The sequence below is a fragment of the Novosphingobium sp. BL-52-GroH genome, assembly GCF_044813085.1.
Classification (GTDB): Bacteria; Pseudomonadota; Alphaproteobacteria; order Sphingomonadales; family Sphingomonadaceae; genus Novosphingobium.
This window is the reverse complement of record NZ_CP171151.1, coordinates 28,856-49,488: the sequence shown is the minus strand read 5'-3', so window position 1 is coordinate 49,488 and position 20,633 is coordinate 28,856. Positions and strand designations below refer to the sequence as shown.

Genomic DNA, 20,633 nt, shown 5'->3' with positions numbered 1-20,633 from the left:
GATTAAACCCGCACGATCACACGGCGCGCAACCGCCCGGCCGTCATTTCCAAGGTCGATGAAACGGAGCATCAATTCTCCATCGGCGATCTCGTCGCCATCCAGTTTACGCCGGTTCTCGGTCTCTCGCAGGAGCCGGGCCTTGAACGCCAGCAGATCCTCATGGCATTCGAGCGAAAAGCTGCTCGGCAGCGCGCCTTCGGCCACACGCCCGAGAAACTCGAAGCGGGTCGGCGACAGGGCTAGGCTGACCAGCGGGATCTCGCTCCCTCGGACGAGCTTCACACAAACGGAAAAACCGCCCGCGCCATCGCCGATGACGGTCACCTCCTCGCCGCCCTGGCGGGGCACCGATATCAACTCGTCGAGCAAGGGGCTGCGCTTCGACTGCGAGTAGCTGCCCGATGTCGCGAGTACGAGTTCATCCTGGTTCTGGACCAGCATACCGGTGAAAATGCGGTTCAGACCGCGGACGATCATGGTGATCGCCTGGCGCGGCACCTGCTCGCCGGCCTCCAGCTTCTGCGCAACCTCGAGATAGAGCCCGGCATAACGGAACACCGTTAGATCCCACAGGTCGTAGTCCGCTGCAAGTTCATCGGGCATAGTGAAGAACAGCCGCTGTCGCTGGGATCGCAGATTTCCGAGGAACGCCGTGCGATCGGTCGTATCCGCCCCTTCGAGATAGGCGCGCTGGGCCGCTGAGTAGGCTGGTGTTGCACCATAGACCGGGTCGGACAGCACCAGACGTTCATAATCTCCGCGATAGGCGGGATCGTCGGCTCCGTAGACGAGGAGGTTGTCGACGCGATTACTCGTTTCGGCGCCGATGCCAAAAGTGTTGAGCTTGCGGAACAACTCTGTTTTTTCCGCTTTGCTGGGTCGCAAATTTTCGCCAAATATATTCCGGTAGATGCTTGCAAGGTCGGCCCTGCCCTCCTGCACGATGCGCGGCACCTCGGCGCAGCTCATCAAGCCGTCCCGCGCTTCGGGATGGCCCAGGATGCTGTTGGCGACCAGTGCGAGGAGTTGGCGAACCGGGAAATGACTCCCATTGCGTTCGCTGAGCTCGATAAGCGCAGCGATGCGGCCCTTGAACGCATCCCCTTCGTCCTCGCCCATCAACCGGCGCCTGTTCTCATATATCGGGCATACGGCATCGCCCATATTGGCCGCGCAGCTTCCGCAACCCTCCCAGCCATCATGGCTTGTTACCTCTTCGATGATGGTGGTCATCATCTGGGCAGCGGGTGATCGGCTCAGATCGTCAAGATCAACCGAAATGGCGGTGTCCGGGTTGGTTCCCGTCACCAGAAGCTCTTCGACGACGGTGGTGACGCGCTCGATTTCGGCCGTGTGGGGCGCCGACTTCAGCTTTTCGAGCAACTGCCCATGATTAGCGGCAAGGAGGTAGAAGGTCGAAGAATGCCGATTGGCGACATCTCGCGCAAAATCGGAGATTAGTTGCGCGCTTTCTTCGTCGCGCAGTTCGCTCATGTCCTTGACGATGACGAGCGTGCGGCTGCCGACGGCGAGGGTCTGTACCTTCGCACCTTTGTTCCAGGTTGCCGGATCGCCGCCTAAGGCGACCCATACCTCGCGGCAGTGATAAGTTTTTCCGTCGCCCGCCGTGCCCGTAATGATGTGCGACGCAGGAGCCTCGGCTTGGAAGTTCTCGACTAGCCGCGTTACGAGCGGAGCCGGGAGCGTGATCGGCGCAATTTTGTGCCGCTTCAAAGCCCTCTGAATCGACTCGTCGTACATATTGTCGTTGGTCGGGATCGGGCCGTAATTGCGCAGGAAGCGCACCCAAGCCGCAGCTGTCGTGTGAATTGACAAAAATTCCCCCCTTTGCGCGACTTACACCTTCTACTTAATCGGCCAATACGATCAACGAAAAGTGCTCATCTCCCGATCGATTCTCGCGAAGGCCGCTCCAGTATGTCGTCATAGGTTTACGGAATCAGGTGTTTTACGACGGGTTAAACTGGCGACGGCGTTTGGCGCATATGGGCTCCTTGCATCTCAAAATGCCGTTCAGATGGGTGCTCAGTAACGCCATGGATGTCCCGGCACCGGCCATAAGCAGAATGTCCGCTCATTGGCGGCTCGAATTCCCAGTTGAATGGCTTGGATGGCCTCAAACTAGCAGACAGGTCACGACCAACTCAGGCCGTTCCAGTGCAGCCGCTGGAACGGCCGGTGACACTGAAACCGGTCCTTCGCCCCTCGAACAGCTGCCGGTCGGCTACGCGCCCATCCAAGACGCTTGACCGCAGCTTTCCCGCGCCCGGAAGCTGACATCCAGTCTCCGGATATTGTGGCGATGGCGGAACTTGCAACAAATGGCCGCTGTCTCATGCGCGACAGCTACTCGAAACGGCATAAGGGCAAAGTGCGCTTGATGGCAGGACCGATCCGGCATTTTGGCAGGATTGAAGGATAATTTGCCGGGGCTTCGCAATCCGATTTCCCGCCGGTCCCCTAGTTGAGGAGCTGAACATGAACTGATTTGCCCACGAGGTCGCACCCGATGCTGCTTGAAGACGCCGCTTTTCCGATCGTTCGGATGCATTACAACCGGACCGGCGCGGAGGGCGACGAGTCCGGGTTCGTCCTGTTCGAGACGCTTCTGGCGCAACCGCGTCCCTTCGTGCTCGTCGGGCTTGGCGGTTCTGACGCCGGGCACGAGCACAGCCACGAAGACCGCAAATATCTCGCGCTGTGGATGAAGCGGCACCGCGAGCCGCTACACCGCCTCGTCAGGGCGATGGTCTATGTCGAGTCGCAGCTTGCAAAACGCTTCGTAGCCAAGGCGCAGGCGACAGTGTTCGCTAAAGCCTGGGGCTTCCCCATGATCGTCGCGGCTTCGGAGGAACGGGCCGTCGCCATCGCCGAACGCCTGCTGGCCGGTGAGGCTGCCGCCGTGATCGAGGCGGAGCAGGCCGATGCGTAAGACCCTGCTCATCACCGCCGGGGCGCTGGCATTGCTGATCGCGGCGCTGTTCGCCTGGCGCACCGCCCTCAATTCCGCGCCGCCGCCCGCCGCAGCGCCGCCGCTCCCCGTAGCGGCGCAGGTCATCACCGATCGCGCCGTGCCGGACGAACTTCAGGCCGTGGGGTCGCTGCGCGCCATGCGCGAGGTTACTCTGTCTGCCGAAACCGCCGGGCGCGTCACCGCGATACGATTTGAGGCGGGCGACCATGTCCGTCAGGGCACGCCCATCGTGACGCTGTTCGACGCGCCCGAGCGCGCCGACCTCGCCGCCGCCCAGGCAAAGGCCGCGTTCGCGCGTACCCAGCTCCAGCGCTCGAAGGCGCTTGCACCCTCGGGCGCCGAGCCGCGCGAACTGCTCCAGCAACGCCAGGCGGACTTTGACCAGGCCGTGGCCGCGGTCCGCCAGATCGAGGCGCGCCTGATCCAGAAGGCGGTGCGCGCGCCGTTCGCGGGCCAGATCGGCATCCGGCAGGTCAATCTCGGCCAGTATGTCAATCCGGGCGACGCGCTCGCGTCGCTGACCGCGCTCGACAGCCTGTTCGTCAACTTCACCCTGCCGCAGAGCGACCTGGGCAAGCTGCGCATCGGCGTCTCCGTCGCCGTGACCACCGACGCTTGGCCGGACCGCCGCTTTGCCGCCCGGATCACCGCGATCGAGCCGGTTGTTGGCGCCGACACCCGCAACGTCTCGGTCCAGGCGACGCTCGCCAATCCCGATCATGCGCTGCGGCCGGGCATGTATGTGACGGCGCACGTCCTGCTCCCCAGCCGCACCGCGATCATCGTCCCGGCGACGGCGATCCAGACCTCGGCGTCGGGCGATACGGCGGTGGTCGTTCGCGGCCCCCATGCGCGGCGCGAAGGCAAGGCGCAGTTCGTTCCCGTGCAGCTCGGCCGGCGGATCGGCAACGATGTCATCGTCGAACAAGGCCTGAAGCCGGGCGATGTCGTGGTGACGGCGGGGCAGCTCCGCATCCAGCCCGACGCGACCGTCCGGGTTTCGCCCGCGTCCGCTTCCACCCCGCGCTGAATCGGATCGCCAGATGCACTTCACCGACCTTTTCATCCGCCGCCCGATCCTGTCGCTCGTCGTCAGCATGCTCATCCTGCTGGTCGGCGTCAGCGCGACCTTCTCGCTGCCGGTCCGGCAATATCCTTATCTGGAGAACGCCACGATCACAGTGTCGACCAGCTTTCCCGGCGCGACCCAGGACGTGATGCAGGGCTTCGTCACGACGCCGATCGCGCAATCGATCGCGACCGCGAGCGGCATCGAATATCTGACCTCGACATCGAAGCAGGGCAGCAGCACGGTCAAGGCCCGGCTGGTGCTCAACGCCGACGCCGACCGGGCGATGACCGAGGTGCTCGCCAAGGTGCAGCAGGTCAAGTACCAGCTCCCGGCGGGCACGACCGACCCGGTCATCACCAAGGCGAGCGAGGGCGGCACCGCCGCCCAATATGTTGCCTTCTACAGCAAAACGCTGTCGATCCAGCAGATCACCGACTTCGTCACCCGCGTCGCCCAGCCGATGTTCACCAGCATCCCCGGCGTCGCCTTCGCGGAGGTCTCCGGCGGCCGGGCGCTGGCGATGCGCATCTGGATCGACCCGGTGAAGCTGGCCGCGCGCGGCCTGTCTGCCAGCGACATCTCCACCGCGCTCAAGGCGAACAATGTCCAGGCGGCGCCGGGCCAGCTCAAGGGGCAGCTCACCGTCACCAACATCACCGCCGACACCGATGTCCGCAGCCTCGACGATTTCCGCCAGATGGTCATCAAGACCGGCGCGGAAGGCGCCGGCCTAGTCCGGCTGGGCGACGTCGCGACGCTGGAACTGGGCGGCCAGAATTACGACAACGCTTCCTTCGCGGACGGCACCCCCGCCGTCTTCCTCGCCCTGGAGCAAAGCCCGGACGGCAACCCGCTGGAGATCGTCAAGGCCGCGCAGGGCATGGTGCCCAAGCTGCGCGAGATGGCCCCGCCCGGCCTCACCATTTCGCCCAACTATGATGTGGCGAAGTTCGTCAACGCCTCTATCGACGAGGTGATACACTCGCTGATCGAGGCGATCGTGATCGTCATCATCGTCATCTTCCTGTTCCTGGGATCGGTGCGCGCGGTGATCATCCCGGTCGTCACGATCCCGCTCTCGCTGGTCGGCACGGCGGCGCTGATGCTGGCCTGCGGCTTCTCGCTCAACCTCCTGACCCTGCTGGCGATGGTGCTTGCGATCGGCCTCGTGGTCGACGATGCGATCGTGGTGGTGGAGAATATCCACCGCCATATCGAGGAGGGACTGTCGCCCGTCAAAGCGGCGATGGTCGGTGCGCGCGAGATCATCGCGCCAGTGATCGCGATGACCATCACGCTGGCGGCCGTCTATGCGCCGATCGGGCTGATGGGCGGGCTGACCGGCGCGCTGTTCCGCGAGTTCGCCTTCACGCTGGCCGGATCGGTCCTGGTGTCCGGCGTGATCGCGCTGTCGCTGTCGCCGATGATGAGTTCGCTGCTGCTGCGTTCCAAGCAGAGCGAATCCCGCCTTGCCAAGGCTATCGAGCACCGGATGGAGCAGCTCACCGCCGCCTATGGCAGGCTGCTCGCAAAGACGCTCGCCGCGCGCGCGGCGGTGTTGCTGGTGGGCGTGGTGGTGCTGGCGGGCATCGTCATCCTGTTCAGCGGCACGCGGCACGAGCTGGCGCCGACCGAGGACCAGGGCGCCGTGATCATCGCGACCCGCGCGCCGCAATATGCCGGCGTCGGCTACACCGCCCATTATGCGGCGATGGTGCAGAAGCTGTTCAAGGCGCTGCCCGAATATGACAACAGCTTCATCCATGTGAACGATGGCGGCGGCGGCACCCATACCAGTTTCGGCGGCGTCATCCTCAAGGACTGGACGGAGCGGAAGCGCTCCGGCGACGACATCCAGCAGGTGTTGCAGGCCGCCGGCGGGGCGATCGACGGGGAGACCGTGACCGCCTTCCAGCTCCCGCCCCTGCCGGGCGGCGGCGGCGGCCTGCCCGTCCAGATGGTCGTGCGGTCGGCCGGCGACGTCCGCTCGCTCTATGACGCGACCGAGAAGCTCAAGGCGGCGGCCTGGGCGAGCGGGCTGTTCCTGTTCGTCGACAGCGACCTTGCCTTCGACAGCGAGGCCGCGCACATCACCGTCGACCGCAGCAAGGCCAACGACATGGGCGTGACGATGGAGGCGATCGCCGACACGCTCGCGGTCCTCGTCGGCGAGAATTACGTCAACCGCTTCAACTTCCACGACCGTTCCTATGACGTGATCCCGCAGGTCGCGGGCGTCGACCGCGTGACGCCCGACGATCTTGGCCGCTTCTACGTGAAGACCCGTTCCGGCGCGCTGGTCCCGCTTTCGACTGTCACGAAGATCGAGATGCGCCCCCAGGCGAACCAGTTGACGCAGTTCAACCAGATGAACTCGGTCACGCTCGAAGCCTTGCCCGCCCCCGGCGTCACCATGGGCCAGGCGGTCGCCTTCCTCGAATCCCAGCCGCTGCCGACGGGGATGAACATCGACTGGCTCAGCGACAGCCGCCAGTTCGTGCAGGAGGGCAACCGGCTCGTCGTCTCTTTCGGCTTCGCGCTCGTCGTGATCTTCCTCGTCCTCGCCGCGCAGTTCGAGAGCCTGCGCGACCCGTTGGTTATCCTCGTCACCGTGCCGCTGGCGGTGTGCGGCGCGCTGGTGCCGCTGTGGCTGGGCTACGGCACGCTCAACATCTACACCCAGATCGGGCTGGTGACGCTGATCGGCCTGATCTCCAAGCACGGCATCCTGATGGTGACGTTCGCCAACCAGATCCAGCAGGAGGAGGGCCTGGGCCGCATCGAGGCGATCGAGAAGGCCGCCGCCGTCCGCATGCGGCCGGTGCTGATGACCACCGCCGCGATGGTGGCGGGCCTCGTGCCGCTGCTGTTCGCGGGCGGCGCGGGCGCGGCCAGTCGGTCTGCGATCGGCCTCGTCGTAGTCACCGGCATGCTGGTCGGCACACTGTTCACCCTGTTCGTGCTGCCGACGGTCTACAGCTTCCTGGCCGTCAACCACCGTGCTGTGGCGCAGAGCGACCGGGCGCGCGACCTCGCCGCGATGGAGACGGCCGATGCGTAAGTTGACCCGCAAGCCCATCCGGTTCGCCCCGCTGCTTGTCGCCGGCCTGCTTGCCGGCTGCATGTCCGGCCCGGACTATCGGCAGCCCGCATCCGCGACCGTCCCGCCCGCCACAGGGCCGTTCGTCAGCCAGGCGCCCGGCGTCACCCCTGCGGCGGAACTGCCGGCGGACTGGTGGCGGCTCTATGACGATCCGGCGCTCGACACGATGATCGAAGCCGCGCTCGCCGCCAACACCGACCTGCGCGTCGCAGACGCCAACCTGCGCCGCGCCCGCGCGCTGCTCTCCGAGGCGCGCGCCGGCCGCTACCCCTCGACCACGTCAAGCGGCGGCGCGACCTGGGGCCGTGGACAGACCAGCCAGGGCGGCTCGTTCGGCAGCGGCGACGAGCAATGGACCGAGCAGGCGGGCTTTGCCGCCGCGTGGGAGGTCGATCTGTTCGGCCGTGTCGGCCGCGCGATCGAGGCAGCGCGCGCGGATACGGCGTCGGTCGCCGCCGCGCGGGACGCCGTTCGCGTGGCGGTCGTTGCGGAAACGACGCGGGCCTGGTCGCAAGCCTGCGCGCTCGGGGAATCGCTTGCGGTCGCCCGTTCGTCGCACTCATTGACGCAGGACAGCTACAGGATCGTCGAGGCCCAGCAGCACGCGGGGTCCGCGTCCACCCTCGACCTCGAACGCGCCGGCACGGCGGTCGCGCAGGCGCGCGCCGCGATCGCACCGATCGAGGGCCAGCGCCGCGCCGCGCTGTTCGAGCTGGCGGCCCTCATCGGCCGCACGCCGTCTGAAGTGCCTGCTGCGGCGTCCGGCTGCATGCATGCGCCCGAGCTACGCCGTCCGATCCCGATCGGCGACGGCGGCGCGCTGCTGCGCCGGCGGCCCGATGTCCGGCAGGCGGAACGCACGCTCGCGGCCGACACCGCGCGGATCGGCGTGGCGATCGCCGACCTCTATCCGCGCATCAGCCTGGGCGGCGCGGCGAATTACCTGCACAGCGACAAGGGGAATACCGGCCCGGCGCTGTCCTTCTCGCTCGGGCCGCTGATAAGCTGGAGCTTCCCCAACATCGCCGTCGCCCGCTCGCGGGTCCGGCAGGCGCGCGCCACCGCCGAGGCGGATCTCGCCGGGTTCGACGGGGTCGTGCTGACCGCGCTCAAGGAGACCGAACAGGCGCTGTCCACCTATGCCGCCGCGTTGGACGAGCGATCCGCGCTCGTTGAAGCACGGGACCGGGCGGAGCGCGCCTTTCGGCTTGCCGACCTCCGCTACCGTGCCGGGTCGATCAGCTATCTCGACCAGATCGTCGCGCAGACCAGCCTCACCGATGCAAGGGCGAAGCTCGCCGACGCCAACCTTCGGGTCGCATCCGATCGCGTCAGCCTGTTCAAGGCGCTGGGCGGGGGCTGGGAGGATGGCAAAGCGCTCGCGGCCGCTGATATAAAACAACCCAGGCCCTGACCAACCGCCGCCCGTCGATTTCATCGAGATCGGCAAAGCCGAGCAGTAGAAAAGAGGAGATCCATCATGAACCTTGGACTGAAGGGCAAGCGGACGCTCGTGACGGGCTCGACCGCCGGCATCGGCCTCGCAACCGCGCGTCTGCTCGCGAGCGAGGGCGCTTGCGTCACGGTAAACGGGCGGACCCAGGCACGGGTCGATGGCGCGGTGGCCGCGCTGAAACGCGAGGTTGCCGGCGCGGCCATCACCGGGATCGCCGCCGATCTGGGCACTGCAGAAGGTTGCGCGGCGCTGACTGCTCGGCTTCCGGACGTCGACATACTGGTCAACAATCTGGGCATCTTCGAGCCTAAATCCTTCGAGGATATCTCCGACGACGACTGGCTGCGCTTCTTCGAGACCAATGTGCTGAGCGGCGTCCGGCTCGCCCGGCATTATCTCGGTGGCATGCGCGCGCGCAACTGGGGGCGGATCGTCTTCGTCTCGAGCGAATCGGCGCTCCAGATTCCGACGGAGATGATCCACTACGGCGTCACCAAGACGGCCCAGCTCGCCGTGGCGCGCGGGCTGGCTGAAACGCTCGCCGGCACCGGCGTCACTGTCAACAGCGTGCTGCCTGGTCCCACCGCTTCGGAAGGAGTCGGGGGTTTTGTGGCGGAACTGGCCGCAGAGCGCGGCGTCGATGTCGCGACCGTGGAACGGGAGTTCTTCGCGACGGCGCGGCCGTCCTCGGTGATCCAGCGTTTTGCCAGGCCCGACGAGGTCGCGGCGATGATCGCCTATGTCTGCAGCGTCCCGGCATCGGCAACGACCGGGGCCGCGCTCCGGGTCGATGGCGGCGTGGTGCGCTCGATCGCATGAGCGTGATGGAGGGGCAGACAGCGTCGGTCCGCGGAGGCTCGGACAATGCGGCGGGAACTCGACCAACGATCGTCATTGTCGGTGCCGGTTTCGGCGGAATGGCGGCGGCGCGCGCGCTCAGGGGCGTCGAAGCCGATGTCACGCTTGTGGACCGGACCAACCATCATCTGTTCCAGCCGCTACTCTATCAGGTAGCGACAGCGGCGCTCTCGCCGGCCGACATCGCGACCGCGAGCCGCGTCCTGCTGCGCGGGCAGGACAATGCCACCGTGCTGATGGCGCAGGTCGAGGCCGTCGACGCGGATCGTCGCCGCGTCCGCCTGAGTGACGGCAGAGAGCTTCCCTATGACTATCTCGTTCTTGCGACCGGCGCGGGCTACAGCTTCTTCGGGCACGACGACTGGGCACGCCATGCACGGGTGCTCAAGTCGATCGACGACGCGCTCGACATCCGGGCGATGCTCCTCAGCGCCTTCGAGCAGGCGGAACAGTGCGACGACGCGGCTGTCGCGCGGCGCCTGCTGACCTTCGTGGTGGTGGGCGCAGGCCCGACCGGCGTGGAGCTGGCCGGAACGATCGCCGAACTCACCCGGACGACACTCGTCCGCGACTTCCGCCATATCGATCCGCGCTCGGCCCGGATCATCCTGTGCGAGGGCGGTCCCAGGGTTCTCGCCGCATTCCCCGAAAAGCTCTCCACTTATGCGGGAGAGGCGCTGACCTCGCTCGGCGTCGAGGTGAAACTCGGCATGCCGGTCGACAGCATCGATGCGAAGGGCATCACGGTTGGCGGCGAAAGGATCGATGCGGAAACCGTCCTGTGGTGCGCCGGCACCCAGGCGCGGCCCGCCGCCCGCTGGCTCGGCGCCGAGGCCGCGCGAAACGGCGCGGTCAGGGTGAATGGCGACTGCTCGGTGCCGGGGCGGCCCGAGATCTTCGTGATCGGCGACACTGCCAGCTTCGATCACGGCCAGGAGCGGGCCCTGCCGGGCCTCGCCCCCGTCGCCAAGCAGCAGGGCGGCTATGTCGGCCGGCTGCTCAAGGCACGGATCGGGAGGCGCCCCGATCTTCCGCCCTTCCGCTATCGCGACCTGGGAACCATGGCGGTGATCGGACGATCCCGCGCCGTGGCCCATCTGGGCCGGCTACAGCTCACAGGATTCGTCGCCTGGCTCGCCTGGTCGCTCGTGCACCTCATGCTGCTGGTCGATTTTCGCAGCCGCCTGATGGTCTATGCCAACTGGTCCTGGGCCTGGTTCACCTATGGTCGTGGCGCGCGCCTGCTGACCGGCGCATCTGCGCGGGCCGCCATTGTCCCAAACGGGCAGGACGATAGCGGCGATGAGTCGCCAGCGTGACGATGCGTGCGCTCCCGTTCGCCATCGCGGTCGCGATCGCCACCCCGGCACAGGCCACATCGCCGGTCGAGATCGTCATCGGCGATGCCGGACAGCGCGACCGGGATGGCATCGCCCTCGTCGAGCTGAGACTGCTCAATGGCGGTTCCGCCGCACAGACGATCCCCCTGCCGGACCGGATCGAGGCCAGGCTCGGCATCGGCAACGGCATCCGCACCGTCTGGCTCGAACGGGCGGCGGAGATACCGGCGGACGCGGTCGTGCCGGCCGGCGGCTTCCTGCGCGCGCGCTATCGCATATGTGCCCCTTCTGACCTCGCGCCGGACGGCGCGATCCTGTCGATCCCGGCGTGGAGTTCCCAGCAGGTCGCCGTCACGCTTCGATCCGCGAGTCCCGAGGCGCGGCTCGCGCAGGCCGCGACGGTTCCGCAAGCCCCCGCCGGCAAGCGGGAACCCGAGGCCGCATCCCCACCTTCCGATCGCGCCGCCGGCAATGCCTTCCTGGCCAATCTCTCCGCCTATGAGCCGATCTACGCTGTCTATGGGCCAGGAACGAACGGCGACGCGCGCATCCAGATCAGCTTCAAATACCAACTGTTCGGATCGAGGCAGGCGGATGGTCTTCCCGATAGCTGGCGCGACGGCGTCCATTTTGGGTTCACGCAGCGGATGTTCTGGGATCTCGGAGCGCATTCCTCCCCGTTCCGCAACATCGACTTCCAGCCGGAGCTGTTCTACCTCACGCCGTCCGCCACGCTGTCCAGTGGCATCTCGATCAGCGGGCAGGCCGGCGTCCGGCATGAATCGAACGGGCGCGATGGCCCTGCCTCGCGAAGCATCAACAGCATCTACGTTGCGCCGATGGCGGCGATCCCGCTGGGCGATGGCTATCGGCTGTCGGTCGCCCCGCGCTTGTCTCTCTATGTCGGTGACAGGTCGGACAATCCCGACATCCGGCGCTATCGCGGCAATGCCGGCCTGTTCATGGAGGTCGGGAAGGATGAAGGACTGCGTCTCTCCACCACCACCCGCTTCAACGTCTCCAGCGGCAAGGGCGCGCTCGGCGCCGACCTCTCCTATCCCCTCGCGCGGCTGCTGGGCGGCGGGCCGGACTTCTATCTCTTCGGGCAAAGCTTCGTCGGCTATGGCGAGAACCTGCTCGATTATGATCGACGCATGACCCGCCTGCGGATCGGCGTCGCGCTGGTCCGATAGGCGCAGCGGGTCGCCCGCTACCGATAGCGTGTGGACGCTTCACCGACCGGAACGCTCGACACGGTGGCGGCTGCGGGAAGAAAAGCGGCGAGGCCCCCAGATCCAGCCGCGCCCGCCTGTCCGTGGGCGCAGAAAGCCGGCGAGAAAGCCGAGCAGGCCGAATACCCATAGCGCGGCGGCGGCCCCGATCACGATGGCGAGGCAGAGCGACAGCAATGCCAGAAACGGAAACAGGGCGACCCAGCCGGTCATCGTCCGCAGAACGCGACGCGGTGCGGCGAGCCGCCAACCGCAGCACAGAAGACCGATCGCTATCGCGCAAGCCAGGAGTCGGATGGCATGGGCCGCCGGGTCGTTCAACGCTGGCGGGCCTGGCCGACCAGCCTGCGTAGCAAGTCAAGGTGCTGGATCGAGAAGCCGACGGCAAAAAAGGCTTCGATGTCATCGGCAGCGGCGGATGGCCGCACTTTCAGACAGATGGCGAGGCGCCGCAATGCTTCGAGCCGACTGCTCGCAAGCGCGTTTGGTTTTGACCGGCCGAAAGCGGCCGCGAAAAGACCGCGTTCCCTTCGAGACTCAATGCCGGGATAAGGATCGTGCCGGGAGAGCAGGATCACCTGATGCTCAAGCCGCGTAAAACCGACATCGGCCAATGAGCATGGCGCTGACAAGGCAGCCCCATCCTCAAGCCAGGACTGATCGACTGATGTTTTGAGCATCCCCGCTCTCCGTGATTTCAGGTCGGAGATAGCTCTGGCGCCCCGAATCCTGTAACGAGAGGCTGGCTCGACATTGTCCAATCCCGCCAATCTGCCAAAAAACCGCGCGACCAAGCCGATCAGGGCGTCGCAGGCTTACGGTTCTGCAACAGCAGCTTTTCCGCGACGTCCATCGCTTCTTCGCGGGATGAGGCGAGCATCAGCGGATAGCCCCAGAATTTGGCGAAGATCACGGCGAACGCCTTGTATCCGATCCGTTTGGCTGCGTTCGGCTCGATCAGGATCATCACCAGGACCAGTCTGCGCAGCGCCGCCTTGTGCCTCTTCATCCAGAGCGAGGTGCGCTTCTTTTCTTCCTGCGTATGCTCATGACCCTCGGCGGGCGCGGAATCGCTCAGGAGAACGAACGGCTCCTCGCGCTCCAGATTGGCTTCAAATTCATCGAAGTCGCGTTGGGGGTCATGGCCGGGCTCCTGCCCGAAGCCAATCCATACGAACGGGAAATTGGAGCTGTCCATCGACATGGGTGTGTCCTCCACATTTGCAGGGCGGCGTCAGCCGGCCCTGACGCGGCGCCAGGATGCAGCGGTTGCGCAGGCGCCAGGGAACGCGATGCACAGCAGCGCCAGAAAGATGATATGGCCGCCGTCGCGCACGCCGTCGAAAACGCCGCCCAGCGTGTTGAGGACCACAAGCAGCCCGCCAAGGATCAGCATCGCCCGATCGCTTCCCCGCGTTCCAGCGAGAGCCAGCAGCGGCGGAATGATCCAGGCGCCATAGAAGGCGAACACGATCCACAGCATGGCCGGATCGAACGTCACTGCCGGCATCGCGCCATGCGCCCTGATATAGTCGTTCACATAAGCAAAGGACTGGAGCGTGACGAACAGCACCGCGCCGACGGCCGTTATGAGCCACAGCAGGGCTGGCTTGTAATGCTGGTTGCCGGTCATGCAGCTTCTCCTGTTCATCAGCTTTGAAAAAGAGCGTCACGTCGCTCAGCGTCGCATGAATGTGAAACGCGACCTCCCACCTGTCATTCCGGCATCAGGTCAAATTATTGCGCAATGCCGCCAACTTTTCGGTGCACGATGGGCGGCTGGACGATTGCAAATGCAGGCAACGCCAGGTCAGCCGACGGTCGTCATTCCGATGGCCGCCGTCCCCTGACCACGGCGCGACGCGAGATATTTTCCCGGCGGCTGGCCCAGCGCCTTCTTGAACATCGTGATGAAGGCGCTGGCGCTTTCATAGCCGAGATCAAAGGCCACGGCCTGCACCGGCTCGCCCTCGGCGAGGCGCTCCAGCGCGAGCATGATGTGGAACTGCTGGCGCCAGCGGCCGAAGCTCATGCCCGTCTCCTTCAGGATCATACGGAACAGCGTCCGCTCGCTCATCGCCACATGGCGCGCCCACTCGCCGATTGTCGCCCGGTTGGACGGATCGGTCGTCAGCGCGTCCGCGATCCTGCGCAGTCTCGGATCGGCCGGAAGCGGCAGGTGCAACCGTTCGACCGGCGCGGTCGCCAACTGGTCGAGCATGGTGTGGACCAGGCGGCCGGGCGCGCCCTCTCCCTCATAGAGCGGCGGCAAGCGGGAGACGGCGATCACCAGTTCCCGCAACAATGGTGTGATCGAGACCGTGCAGCACTCGGTTGGAAGCGCGCCGGCGATTTCGGGATCGAGGAACAGGACATAGAGTTCGACTTCACCGACCGCACGCGCGCTGTGCTCCATCCCACCAGGAATCCAGAGTGCGCATTGCGGAGGAACCATCCAGAGGCCCTTGGCCACGTCGCATGTGACCAGGCCGCGCGCCGTCAGGATGAGCTGCGCTTTGCGATGGGCGTGCTTCTGGCTTTCAAAGCCTCCGGTCACAAGCTCCATGCCGATCGCGGACACCGCGCGAGGCACCTCGTGCGGATCGAACACCTCGTGCGGATCGAACGGCTCCTTGAAATCAATCACCCGCATCCCTGGTTCCATTCCGACTTCGGTTCATCCCAATGCCTGAACCCCTGCCGCGGCATCGGGAGTATTGCGAACGATTCTTACATGTGTGGCGGCTTTGGGCAATAATTTGGCTGGGATTGTCAATTCCGCCGCTCCGTGGAGAGTACAGCATCCTGCCTGTTGCGATCTAGCAGCGCCGGGCAACCCGCTTTTGGCGGGAATGCGAAGCTTTTTGACCGGCCCTCCTGATGGAGACATGCTGCTGGGCCGCTAGTCCATCCTTCTCGCGAACAAAGTGCAGTCGCGAGCGTCGCATGGCACCGTCGCCCCGCCGCGAGATCATGGAGCCAGTCTTGCCCGACCCTACCCAGCCCGAGAGCCGCTCCGCCCACCGATCAGGCCAAACACGATGTTGCCCAAGACTCTGGCGTTGACCGCACGGCACGCGGGCGAGCGGCTCCTCGTCAAGGCGGTGCGCCAGCTTGCCGCCGCGCCGCCGGCGCGCGTCGAGGGTCGCGCGATGCTCGAACGCGCCGGCATCAGCGAGCGCGGCGTCTCCACGCTCGCTGCCCTGGTCGCGCTGCTTCCCGACATGGCCCCGCACCTTCGTCTGCACGGTGTCGGTTCGCCGTTCGTCTCGACCGGGGAGATCGTCCTGCTCGGAGAACTGGGCCGCCGGCAACGTCTCAGTCCCCAGGTCTTCGGACCCGGCGTCCATTGGCCGCTGTCGGTCGATCCCTCGCTCGACGTCCTGTTGAGAGCAGCCGCGGCGGCCTTGCGCAACGCCGATTTGACCATTCCACACCGCACCATCTCCAGCGCAGCCGATCTCGCGCGTGGAATGACGACCAGACGAGGAGCCATCAGATGACCAGCACCAGGTCTCCCGAACCTATCGCTTCGCGTCAGCCCGGAGCATTCAGCAAGGCGCTGATCCGGCTGTTCATGAAACAGGCGACCGTCGCCGCTTCCGAGCCGGTCGGGGAGGGCTTCCACCTAATCACGCTCGAAAGCCCAGAATTCGTGGGGGCCGCCTGGGTGCCGGGCGAGAAGGTCCAGATCGCGCTCGGCTCGGCGTTCACCACGCGAACCTATACGCCGATCGAATGGGACGCGACCGCAGGCAGAACCCGTATCCTCGCCTATGTGCATGGGTCCTGCGGCCCGGGGAGCGATTGGGTCCGCACCGCCAGGCCCGGCGACGCCTGCGATGTCTTCGGCCCTCGCTCGTCGCTCGATCTGACGGCCCTGCCTGCTCCGATCGTCCTATTCGGCGACGAAACCGCGTTCGGACTTGCCCTGGCCGCGGGGCAGGGCGCCCAATGTCTCTTCGAGGTGAATTCGGCGGAGGCAGCGCAGCCCGTCCTGGAGCATCTCGGCCTCGGCACGTCCAAGCTGTTCGCGCGGCGGCCGGGTGACGATCATCTGCCTGAGATCGAGCGGCTGTTGGCGGCCCCCGCTGCGTCTGGAGCCTTCTTCGTGCTGACCGGCAAGGCGACCTCGATCCAGCGATTGCGCCAGACGCTCAAGGTGCTGGACGTTCCCGCCACCCGCATCAGGACCAAAGCCTATTGGGCGCCGGGCAAGGCGGGCCTGGACTGAAATCGCCCCGTCCTGCGACGCAGGCGCGGTTGGTCGACATCGCGGCCGGGTCGCGTCCTTTGCAGGTAGCGCAGACAAGGGGTTGGCAGCTTTTAGGGATATAACGGCGGTATCCCGCAATCGCCATGCCCGTCGCTTCGCTATGAAGGGCGTATTGCGAGGCATTATCAATTTGATTGGCGCCCCGCATCCAGGGGCCTGCCTATGCTGTTCGATACCGATACCCTCCGACCCGCGCCCGGGACCATCGATCGGACGGTGCAACCCACATGTGGCGGACGGGCTGGATGAGCGGCTGGAACCCTGCTCCCCCGCAGATAGCATTCAGGCGTCTGACATTGGATACCGACCGTTTACAGGCACGGCTTGCCCGCAATCCACGCGAAGCGGCGCAGGCGATCCGCGATGCCGCCCTGCGCGGTTCTGCCGCCGCCCAGCTCGTGCTGGGCCAACTCCTGCTGGACGGGCGCGGAATGGCACGCGATGCGCAAGCAGGGCTGTCCTGGTTCGAGCGCGCTACCGAAGGCGGCGATGCCGAAGCGTGGAACATGGTGGGACGCTGCCATGAGAAGGGCTGGGGCGTGCCCCAGGATTATGGACGGGCGGCCGGATATTTCGAAGAGGCAATCGCGCGCGGGCATGTCTGGGCCAAGGTCAACCTCGCCCAGATCCTGATGCGATTGGGCGATCCCGCCGACCGGCCGCGCGCCTTCGCGCTGTTTCGGCAGGCCGCTGGGGAAGGAAATCTCAAGGCGATCAATTCGCTCGCGCGCTTTCTGGAGGAAGGCTGGGTCGTGCCCGCCGATCCGGCCGAAGCCGCCCGCCTCTACGGGATCGCGGCCGACCGGGGCGATCATTGGGCGCAGTTCAACCTCGCCACCCTGCTGCTGCGCACGGGCGACCGTGAACAGGCCATCGCCCTGTTCACCCGCGCGATCGCCGCCAGTGACACGGGCTTCCGCCGCCGGATCGCGCCGATCCTGCTCGACCGGCCGGATGCCGACCTGCGCCGGCTCGGAATTGACGCGCTCGCCCGCTGCGCGGCCGCCGGCGATGCCAACGACCAGTACCGCTACGCGATCACGCTCGAAACCGGCGTCGCCGCCGCGCCCGATCCGCGCGAAGCCCGCGCCTGGTTCCGCCGGGCCGCGGCTCAGGGCCACGTCGAGGCCACCGCGCGCTGCTGCCGGGCGATGGTCATGCGCCACGCTGCGCGTCGCATATTCCGCCACTTCATGCGTCGCAGGACCGGGTTGGTCCCGGCGGCGTCCACCCTCCAGCATCTGAGGTAATCGACCGATGACAACGCACGTCCAATCCGGCTCCTCCACCCAAGGGCTGCGTCCCCCCATGTCGGCGACGACCCTGTCCGCCAGCCTCGCCACCGGCCTGATGCTGCTGGGTGCGGGCAAGGCCGAAGCGCAGGACGCGCCGCCGCTGGCGCCGGCCGACGAACCGATCCGGCTAGGCCCGGTGCGCGTCGGGGCGGACGACGAAGGGGAAGCCGGATCGAACGTGCTGCGCCACGGCACCCGACTTGACCGCCTGCCCGGCGATCTTCAGGGCACGCCGCAAACGGTCACGGTCATTCCCCAGGTCGTGATCGAGCAGCAGCAGGCAACCACGCTCGACCAGGTGCTCAAATATGTACCCGGCGTCACCGTGGCCACTGGCGAGGGCGGCGGCGGCATGAACGGCGATGCGTTTCGCATCCGCGGCTTCGACGCCAAGGGCGACATCTATATCGACGGCCTGCGTGATTTCGGCGCCTATGTCCGCGACGACTTCGCGACCGAGAATGTGCAGGTGTTCAAGGGATCATCCTCGGAGAGCTTCGGCAACGGCACCACCGGCGGCGCGATCAACCTCCAGAGCAAGACCGCTCATCTCGGCGACAGCTATGCGCTCCAGGGCACCATCGGCAACGGCGCGCAGGCGCGCGTCGTCGCCGACCTCAACAAGCAGCTCAATGCCACCACGGCGCTGCGCATCGTCGGCATGTGGCACGACCAGGACCTCGTCGACCGCGACCATGTCTATTCGAAGCGCTGGGGTGTGCTCGGCTCGCTCGGCCTGGGCCTCGGCACCGACCAGACGCTGACGATCAGCTATATGTATCAGCATGGCAACCGTCGCCCGGACATGGGCGTGCCGATCCCCATCCGGTCCGACGGCGAGGCGGCTTATCCCGTCACCGAATATGGCGCCCCGCGATCCAGTTTCTACGGCAAGGAAACCGACAGGGACATCACCAATGTCCACATCGCGACAGTGCGCTATCACAAGGAGATCGGCGACTGGCTGACCATCACCAACGATACGCGCTACGCGCATTACAGCCGGCGGATGGCCTTCACGCCGAACATCTGCGACGATGGCGGCTATTCCTTCTATTACAATCCCTACAACGTGCTGGGGGATCGCCAATATAGCTGCGCGACCGATGCGATCGCCGGCAATTTCGACACCTACTACGGCGTTTGGCCCGTCTATGGCGTCACGCAGACCAGCACCGGCGGCCAGAACATCACGACGGCCGTCGCCCGCTTCGACACCGCCGGCTTACGGCATGAGCTGGTCGCCGGCGTCGACGTCTATTATCAGCACAACCGCTTCGGTCGGCCGTCCGGCAATGTGCTCGCCCGCGACGGCGGCACCCTGCGCGATCCCGCCTTCGAGAATCCCGATGGCTTCGCGCTGACGACGGGGATCGGCAACCGGACGCGGGCGCGAAGCTGGGATGTCGGCCTGTTCGCCAGCGATCACATCTGGTTCACCGATACGGTTTCGCTGCTCGCCGGCCTGCGCTGGGACAGCTATCACGCCAAATCCGCAGCATCGGATGCAAACGGCGACTACGCCGCCTGGACCAGCAGCAAGACCAACTTCCTCAGCCCCAAGGCATCGCTGATGTGGGAGCCGACGCGTGGCCAGACCTACTATGTGAGCTACGCCCGTTCGTTCACGCCGCAGGGGGCCAATCCGACCTTCCAGGGCACGGTATCGGCAAGCGAGCCGAACCTCGACCCGGACAAGAACCGGACGTTCGAGATCGGCGGCAAATGGAGCTTCCTCGACGATCGGCTCGGCGCGTCGGCGGCGCTGTTCCGCGTCATCAAGAACCGGGGTAGCTACAATGACCCGACCACCGGCGAGTCGATCAATATCCGCGACAAGGAACGGGTGCAGGGCATCGAACTGAGCCTGACCGGCAAGGTCACGCCCGCCTGGGACGTGCAGGCTTCCTATACCTATATGGACAGCAAGATACTGGAGTTCACGCCGGACGGCGTGTTCAATGCTGGGGACGCGACCGGCAACCGCGTGCCCTATGTCTCGAAGCATGGCGTGGCGCTGTGGAGCACATATGACATCGCGACGCTGATCCCTTACCTGCCTGGTAGCCTTCTCGTCGGCGGCGGCGTCAATTACCGCAGCGATTATTTCGCCGACCCTTCGATGGTCTATCATATTCCCGGCGCCACCACCTTCGACGCGCTGCTGTCCTATGAGGTCGACCGTTACCGACTCGCGCTCAACGTCACCAATCTCACCAACAAGCTCAGCTACAGCTCGGCCTTCTACTTCCGCGCGGAAGTGGCCCCTGGCCGCACCGTCGCCCTCACCGGCAGCGTGAAGCTCTGAAGGGCCATGCTGGTCGAGATCCCCGATGTGCTCACGGCCGGAGAGCTGGCCGATGTCCGCCGCCTGATCGAGGCGGCGGACCTGGTCGATGGGCGAGTCACGGCCGGCGAGCTGGCAGCGCGGGCCAAGCACAATCTCCAGCTTCCGCAGGACGGGCCGGAAGCGCGGGCGGCGGGCGAGATCATCCTCAAAGCGCTGGGCCGCAACCCCCTGTTCAACAGCGTGGCCTTGCCGTTCCGCGTGCTCCCGCCGCTGTTCAACCGCTACGACAGGGGTATGCGCTTCGACGCCCATGTCGACGGCGCGGTGCGCGCCGTGCCGGGTGCCGGCATCCGCATGCGCGCCGATCTCTCCTCGACGCTTTTCCTGACCGATCCGCAGGATTATGATGGCGGCGAGCTGGTCATCGAGCACAGCTACGGAACAAGCTCCGTCAAGCTCGCGGCCGGCTCGATGATCCTTTATCCGGCCGGCAGCCTTCACCGGGTCCCGGAGATCACGCGCGGAGCGCGCTGGAGCGCCTTCTTCTGGACGCAGTCGATGCTCAAGGACGATGGCCTGCGGACCCTGCTTTATGATCTCGACATGGCGATCATCGAGGTCCGCCAGCAGATCGGGGCGGATACCCACGGGACGCTTGCCCTGACCGGCGTCTATCACAATCTGCTGCGCCGCGCGGCGGAACTGTGAGCGTCG

At 65.9% G+C, this 20,633-nt stretch carries 18 protein-coding genes; 12 read left to right on the top strand and 6 right to left on the bottom strand.

The features are described 5' to 3' along the window. Positions 1 to 2: 2 nt before the first annotated feature. Positions 3 to 1,838 (bottom strand): hypothetical protein, encoded by a 1,836-nt coding sequence (locus ACFFDA_RS10285; protein WP_404479031.1) that lies wholly within the window; start codon positions 1,836 to 1,838, stop codon positions 3 to 5. Positions 1,839 to 2,532: 694 nt separating this feature from the next. Here ACFFDA_RS10285 and ACFFDA_RS10280 point away from each other — a divergent pair. The 7 genes from ACFFDA_RS10280 to ACFFDA_RS10250 all read left to right on the top strand — a co-directional run bounded on the left by ACFFDA_RS10280 (position 2,533) and on the right by ACFFDA_RS10250 (position 12,019). Next, positions 2,533 to 2,955 (top strand): hypothetical protein, encoded by a 423-nt coding sequence (locus tag ACFFDA_RS10280; protein ID WP_404479030.1) that lies wholly within the window; start codon positions 2,533 to 2,535, stop codon positions 2,953 to 2,955. Beyond that, the gene (locus ACFFDA_RS10275; protein WP_404479029.1) at positions 2,948 to 4,027 is read left to right on the top strand and encodes an efflux RND transporter periplasmic adaptor subunit; all 1,080 of its coding nucleotides are present in this window, start codon (positions 2,948 to 2,950) and stop codon (positions 4,025 to 4,027) included. The genes ACFFDA_RS10280 and ACFFDA_RS10275 overlap by 8 nt, the downstream gene beginning before the upstream one ends. A gap of 13 nt (positions 4,028 to 4,040) precedes the next feature. Then, positions 4,041 to 7,130, top strand: a complete 3,090-nt coding sequence (locus tag ACFFDA_RS10270; RefSeq protein WP_404479028.1) for an efflux RND transporter permease subunit — start codon at positions 4,041 to 4,043, stop codon at positions 7,128 to 7,130. Further along, positions 7,123 to 8,586, top strand: a complete 1,464-nt coding sequence (locus ACFFDA_RS10265; protein WP_404479027.1) for an efflux transporter outer membrane subunit — start codon at positions 7,123 to 7,125, stop codon at positions 8,584 to 8,586. The genes ACFFDA_RS10270 and ACFFDA_RS10265 overlap by 8 nt, the downstream gene beginning before the upstream one ends. A gap of 66 nt (positions 8,587 to 8,652) precedes the next feature. After that, the gene (locus ACFFDA_RS10260; RefSeq protein ID WP_404479026.1) at positions 8,653 to 9,447 is read left to right on the top strand and encodes an SDR family NAD(P)-dependent oxidoreductase; all 795 of its coding nucleotides are present in this window, start codon (positions 8,653 to 8,655) and stop codon (positions 9,445 to 9,447) included. Next, positions 9,444 to 10,805 (top strand): NAD(P)/FAD-dependent oxidoreductase, encoded by a 1,362-nt coding sequence (locus tag ACFFDA_RS10255; protein ID WP_404479025.1) that lies wholly within the window; start codon positions 9,444 to 9,446, stop codon positions 10,803 to 10,805. Before ACFFDA_RS10260 ends, ACFFDA_RS10255 begins: the two co-directional genes overlap by 4 nt. A 2-nt stretch (positions 10,806 to 10,807) precedes the next feature. Next, on the top strand, positions 10,808 to 12,019 hold the full coding sequence (locus tag ACFFDA_RS10250) for a phospholipase A (protein WP_404479233.1): 1,212 nt from the start codon (positions 10,808 to 10,810) through the stop codon (positions 12,017 to 12,019). Positions 12,020 to 12,058: 39 nt separating this feature from the next. Here the strand turns inward: ACFFDA_RS10250 and ACFFDA_RS10245 are convergent, their stop codons facing one another. The 5 genes from ACFFDA_RS10245 to ACFFDA_RS10225 form a co-directional block, all read right to left on the bottom strand. Next, positions 12,059 to 12,271, bottom strand: a complete 213-nt coding sequence (locus ACFFDA_RS10245; protein WP_404479024.1) for a hypothetical protein — start codon at positions 12,269 to 12,271, stop codon at positions 12,059 to 12,061. A 104-nt stretch (positions 12,272 to 12,375) separates the two neighbouring features. Continuing rightward, a complete protein-coding gene (locus ACFFDA_RS10240; RefSeq protein ID WP_404479023.1) occupies positions 12,376 to 12,738 on the bottom strand; it encodes a hypothetical protein in 363 nt (120 codons plus the stop codon). 119 nt (positions 12,739 to 12,857) lie between these two features. Then, positions 12,858 to 13,262 carry a hypothetical protein gene (locus ACFFDA_RS10235; RefSeq protein ID WP_404479022.1) on the bottom strand — a complete coding sequence of 135 codons (405 nt, stop codon included), beginning with the start codon at positions 13,260 to 13,262 and terminating at the stop codon, positions 12,858 to 12,860. A 30-nt stretch (positions 13,263 to 13,292) separates the two neighbouring features. After that, the gene (locus tag ACFFDA_RS10230; protein WP_404479021.1) at positions 13,293 to 13,691 is read right to left on the bottom strand and encodes a hypothetical protein; all 399 of its coding nucleotides are present in this window, start codon (positions 13,689 to 13,691) and stop codon (positions 13,293 to 13,295) included. 177 nt (positions 13,692 to 13,868) lie between these two features. Then, positions 13,869 to 14,711: an AraC family transcriptional regulator gene (locus ACFFDA_RS10225; RefSeq protein ID WP_404479020.1), complete on the bottom strand. Its 843-nt coding sequence runs from the start codon at positions 14,709 to 14,711 to the stop codon at positions 13,869 to 13,871. 388 nt (positions 14,712 to 15,099) lie between these two features. On the opposite strand from ACFFDA_RS10225, the gene ACFFDA_RS10220 reads away from it, so the two are divergent. The 5 genes from ACFFDA_RS10220 (at position 15,100) to ACFFDA_RS10200 (ending at position 20,627) form a co-directional block, all read left to right on the top strand. Beyond that, positions 15,100 to 15,561, top strand: a complete 462-nt coding sequence (locus ACFFDA_RS10220; RefSeq protein ID WP_404479019.1) for a hypothetical protein — start codon at positions 15,100 to 15,102, stop codon at positions 15,559 to 15,561. Further along, the gene (locus ACFFDA_RS10215; protein ID WP_404479018.1) at positions 15,558 to 16,292 is read left to right on the top strand and encodes a siderophore-interacting protein; all 735 of its coding nucleotides are present in this window, start codon (positions 15,558 to 15,560) and stop codon (positions 16,290 to 16,292) included. The genes ACFFDA_RS10220 and ACFFDA_RS10215 overlap by 4 nt, the downstream gene beginning before the upstream one ends. A 338-nt stretch (positions 16,293 to 16,630) precedes the next feature. Beyond that, a complete protein-coding gene (locus ACFFDA_RS10210) occupies positions 16,631 to 17,584 on the top strand; it encodes a tetratricopeptide repeat protein (protein ID WP_404479017.1) in 954 nt (317 codons plus the stop codon). 58 nt (positions 17,585 to 17,642) lie between these two features. Further along, the gene (locus ACFFDA_RS10205) at positions 17,643 to 19,937 is read left to right on the top strand and encodes a TonB-dependent receptor (protein WP_404479016.1); all 2,295 of its coding nucleotides are present in this window, start codon (positions 17,643 to 17,645) and stop codon (positions 19,935 to 19,937) included. A gap of 6 nt (positions 19,938 to 19,943) precedes the next feature. Further along, a complete protein-coding gene (locus ACFFDA_RS10200; protein WP_404479015.1) occupies positions 19,944 to 20,627 on the top strand; it encodes a Fe2+-dependent dioxygenase in 684 nt (227 codons plus the stop codon). The last annotated feature ends 6 nt before the right edge of the window (positions 20,628 to 20,633 follow it).

Excerpts from the sequence above, each read along its gene's own strand:
- ACFFDA_RS10280 (WP_404479030.1), top strand. The coding sequence starts at position 2,533 with ATGCTGCTTGAAGACGCCGCTTTTCCGATCGTTCGGATGCATTACAAC.
- ACFFDA_RS10275 (WP_404479029.1), top strand. The coding sequence starts at position 2,948 with ATGCGTAAGACCCTGCTCATCACCGCCGGGGCGCTGGCATTGCTGATC.
- ACFFDA_RS10260 (WP_404479026.1), top strand. The coding sequence starts at position 8,653 with ATGAACCTTGGACTGAAGGGCAAGCGGACGCTCGTGACGGGCTCGACC.
- ACFFDA_RS10225 (WP_404479020.1), bottom strand. The coding sequence starts at position 14,711 with ATGCGGGTGATTGATTTCAAGGAGCCGTTCGATCCGCACGAGGTGTTC.
- ACFFDA_RS10230 (WP_404479021.1), bottom strand. The coding sequence starts at position 13,691 with ATGACCGGCAACCAGCATTACAAGCCAGCCCTGCTGTGGCTCATAACG.
- ACFFDA_RS10250 (WP_404479233.1), top strand. The coding sequence starts at position 10,808 with ATGCGTGCGCTCCCGTTCGCCATCGCGGTCGCGATCGCCACCCCGGCA.
- ACFFDA_RS10255 (WP_404479025.1), top strand. The coding sequence starts at position 9,444 with ATGAGCGTGATGGAGGGGCAGACAGCGTCGGTCCGCGGAGGCTCGGAC.
- ACFFDA_RS10205 (WP_404479016.1), top strand. The coding sequence starts at position 17,643 with ATGTCGGCGACGACCCTGTCCGCCAGCCTCGCCACCGGCCTGATGCTG.
- ACFFDA_RS10245 (WP_404479024.1), bottom strand. The coding sequence starts at position 12,271 with ATGACCGGCTGGGTCGCCCTGTTTCCGTTTCTGGCATTGCTGTCGCTC.
- ACFFDA_RS10215 (WP_404479018.1), top strand. The coding sequence starts at position 15,558 with ATGACCAGCACCAGGTCTCCCGAACCTATCGCTTCGCGTCAGCCCGGA.
- ACFFDA_RS10270 (WP_404479028.1), top strand. The coding sequence starts at position 4,041 with ATGCACTTCACCGACCTTTTCATCCGCCGCCCGATCCTGTCGCTCGTC.
- ACFFDA_RS10240 (WP_404479023.1), bottom strand. The coding sequence starts at position 12,738 with ATGCTCAAAACATCAGTCGATCAGTCCTGGCTTGAGGATGGGGCTGCC.
- ACFFDA_RS10220 (WP_404479019.1), top strand. The coding sequence starts at position 15,100 with ATGTTGCCCAAGACTCTGGCGTTGACCGCACGGCACGCGGGCGAGCGG.
- ACFFDA_RS10200 (WP_404479015.1), top strand. The coding sequence starts at position 19,944 with ATGCTGGTCGAGATCCCCGATGTGCTCACGGCCGGAGAGCTGGCCGAT.
- ACFFDA_RS10265 (WP_404479027.1), top strand. The coding sequence starts at position 7,123 with ATGCGTAAGTTGACCCGCAAGCCCATCCGGTTCGCCCCGCTGCTTGTC.
- ACFFDA_RS10235 (WP_404479022.1), bottom strand. The coding sequence starts at position 13,262 with ATGTCGATGGACAGCTCCAATTTCCCGTTCGTATGGATTGGCTTCGGG.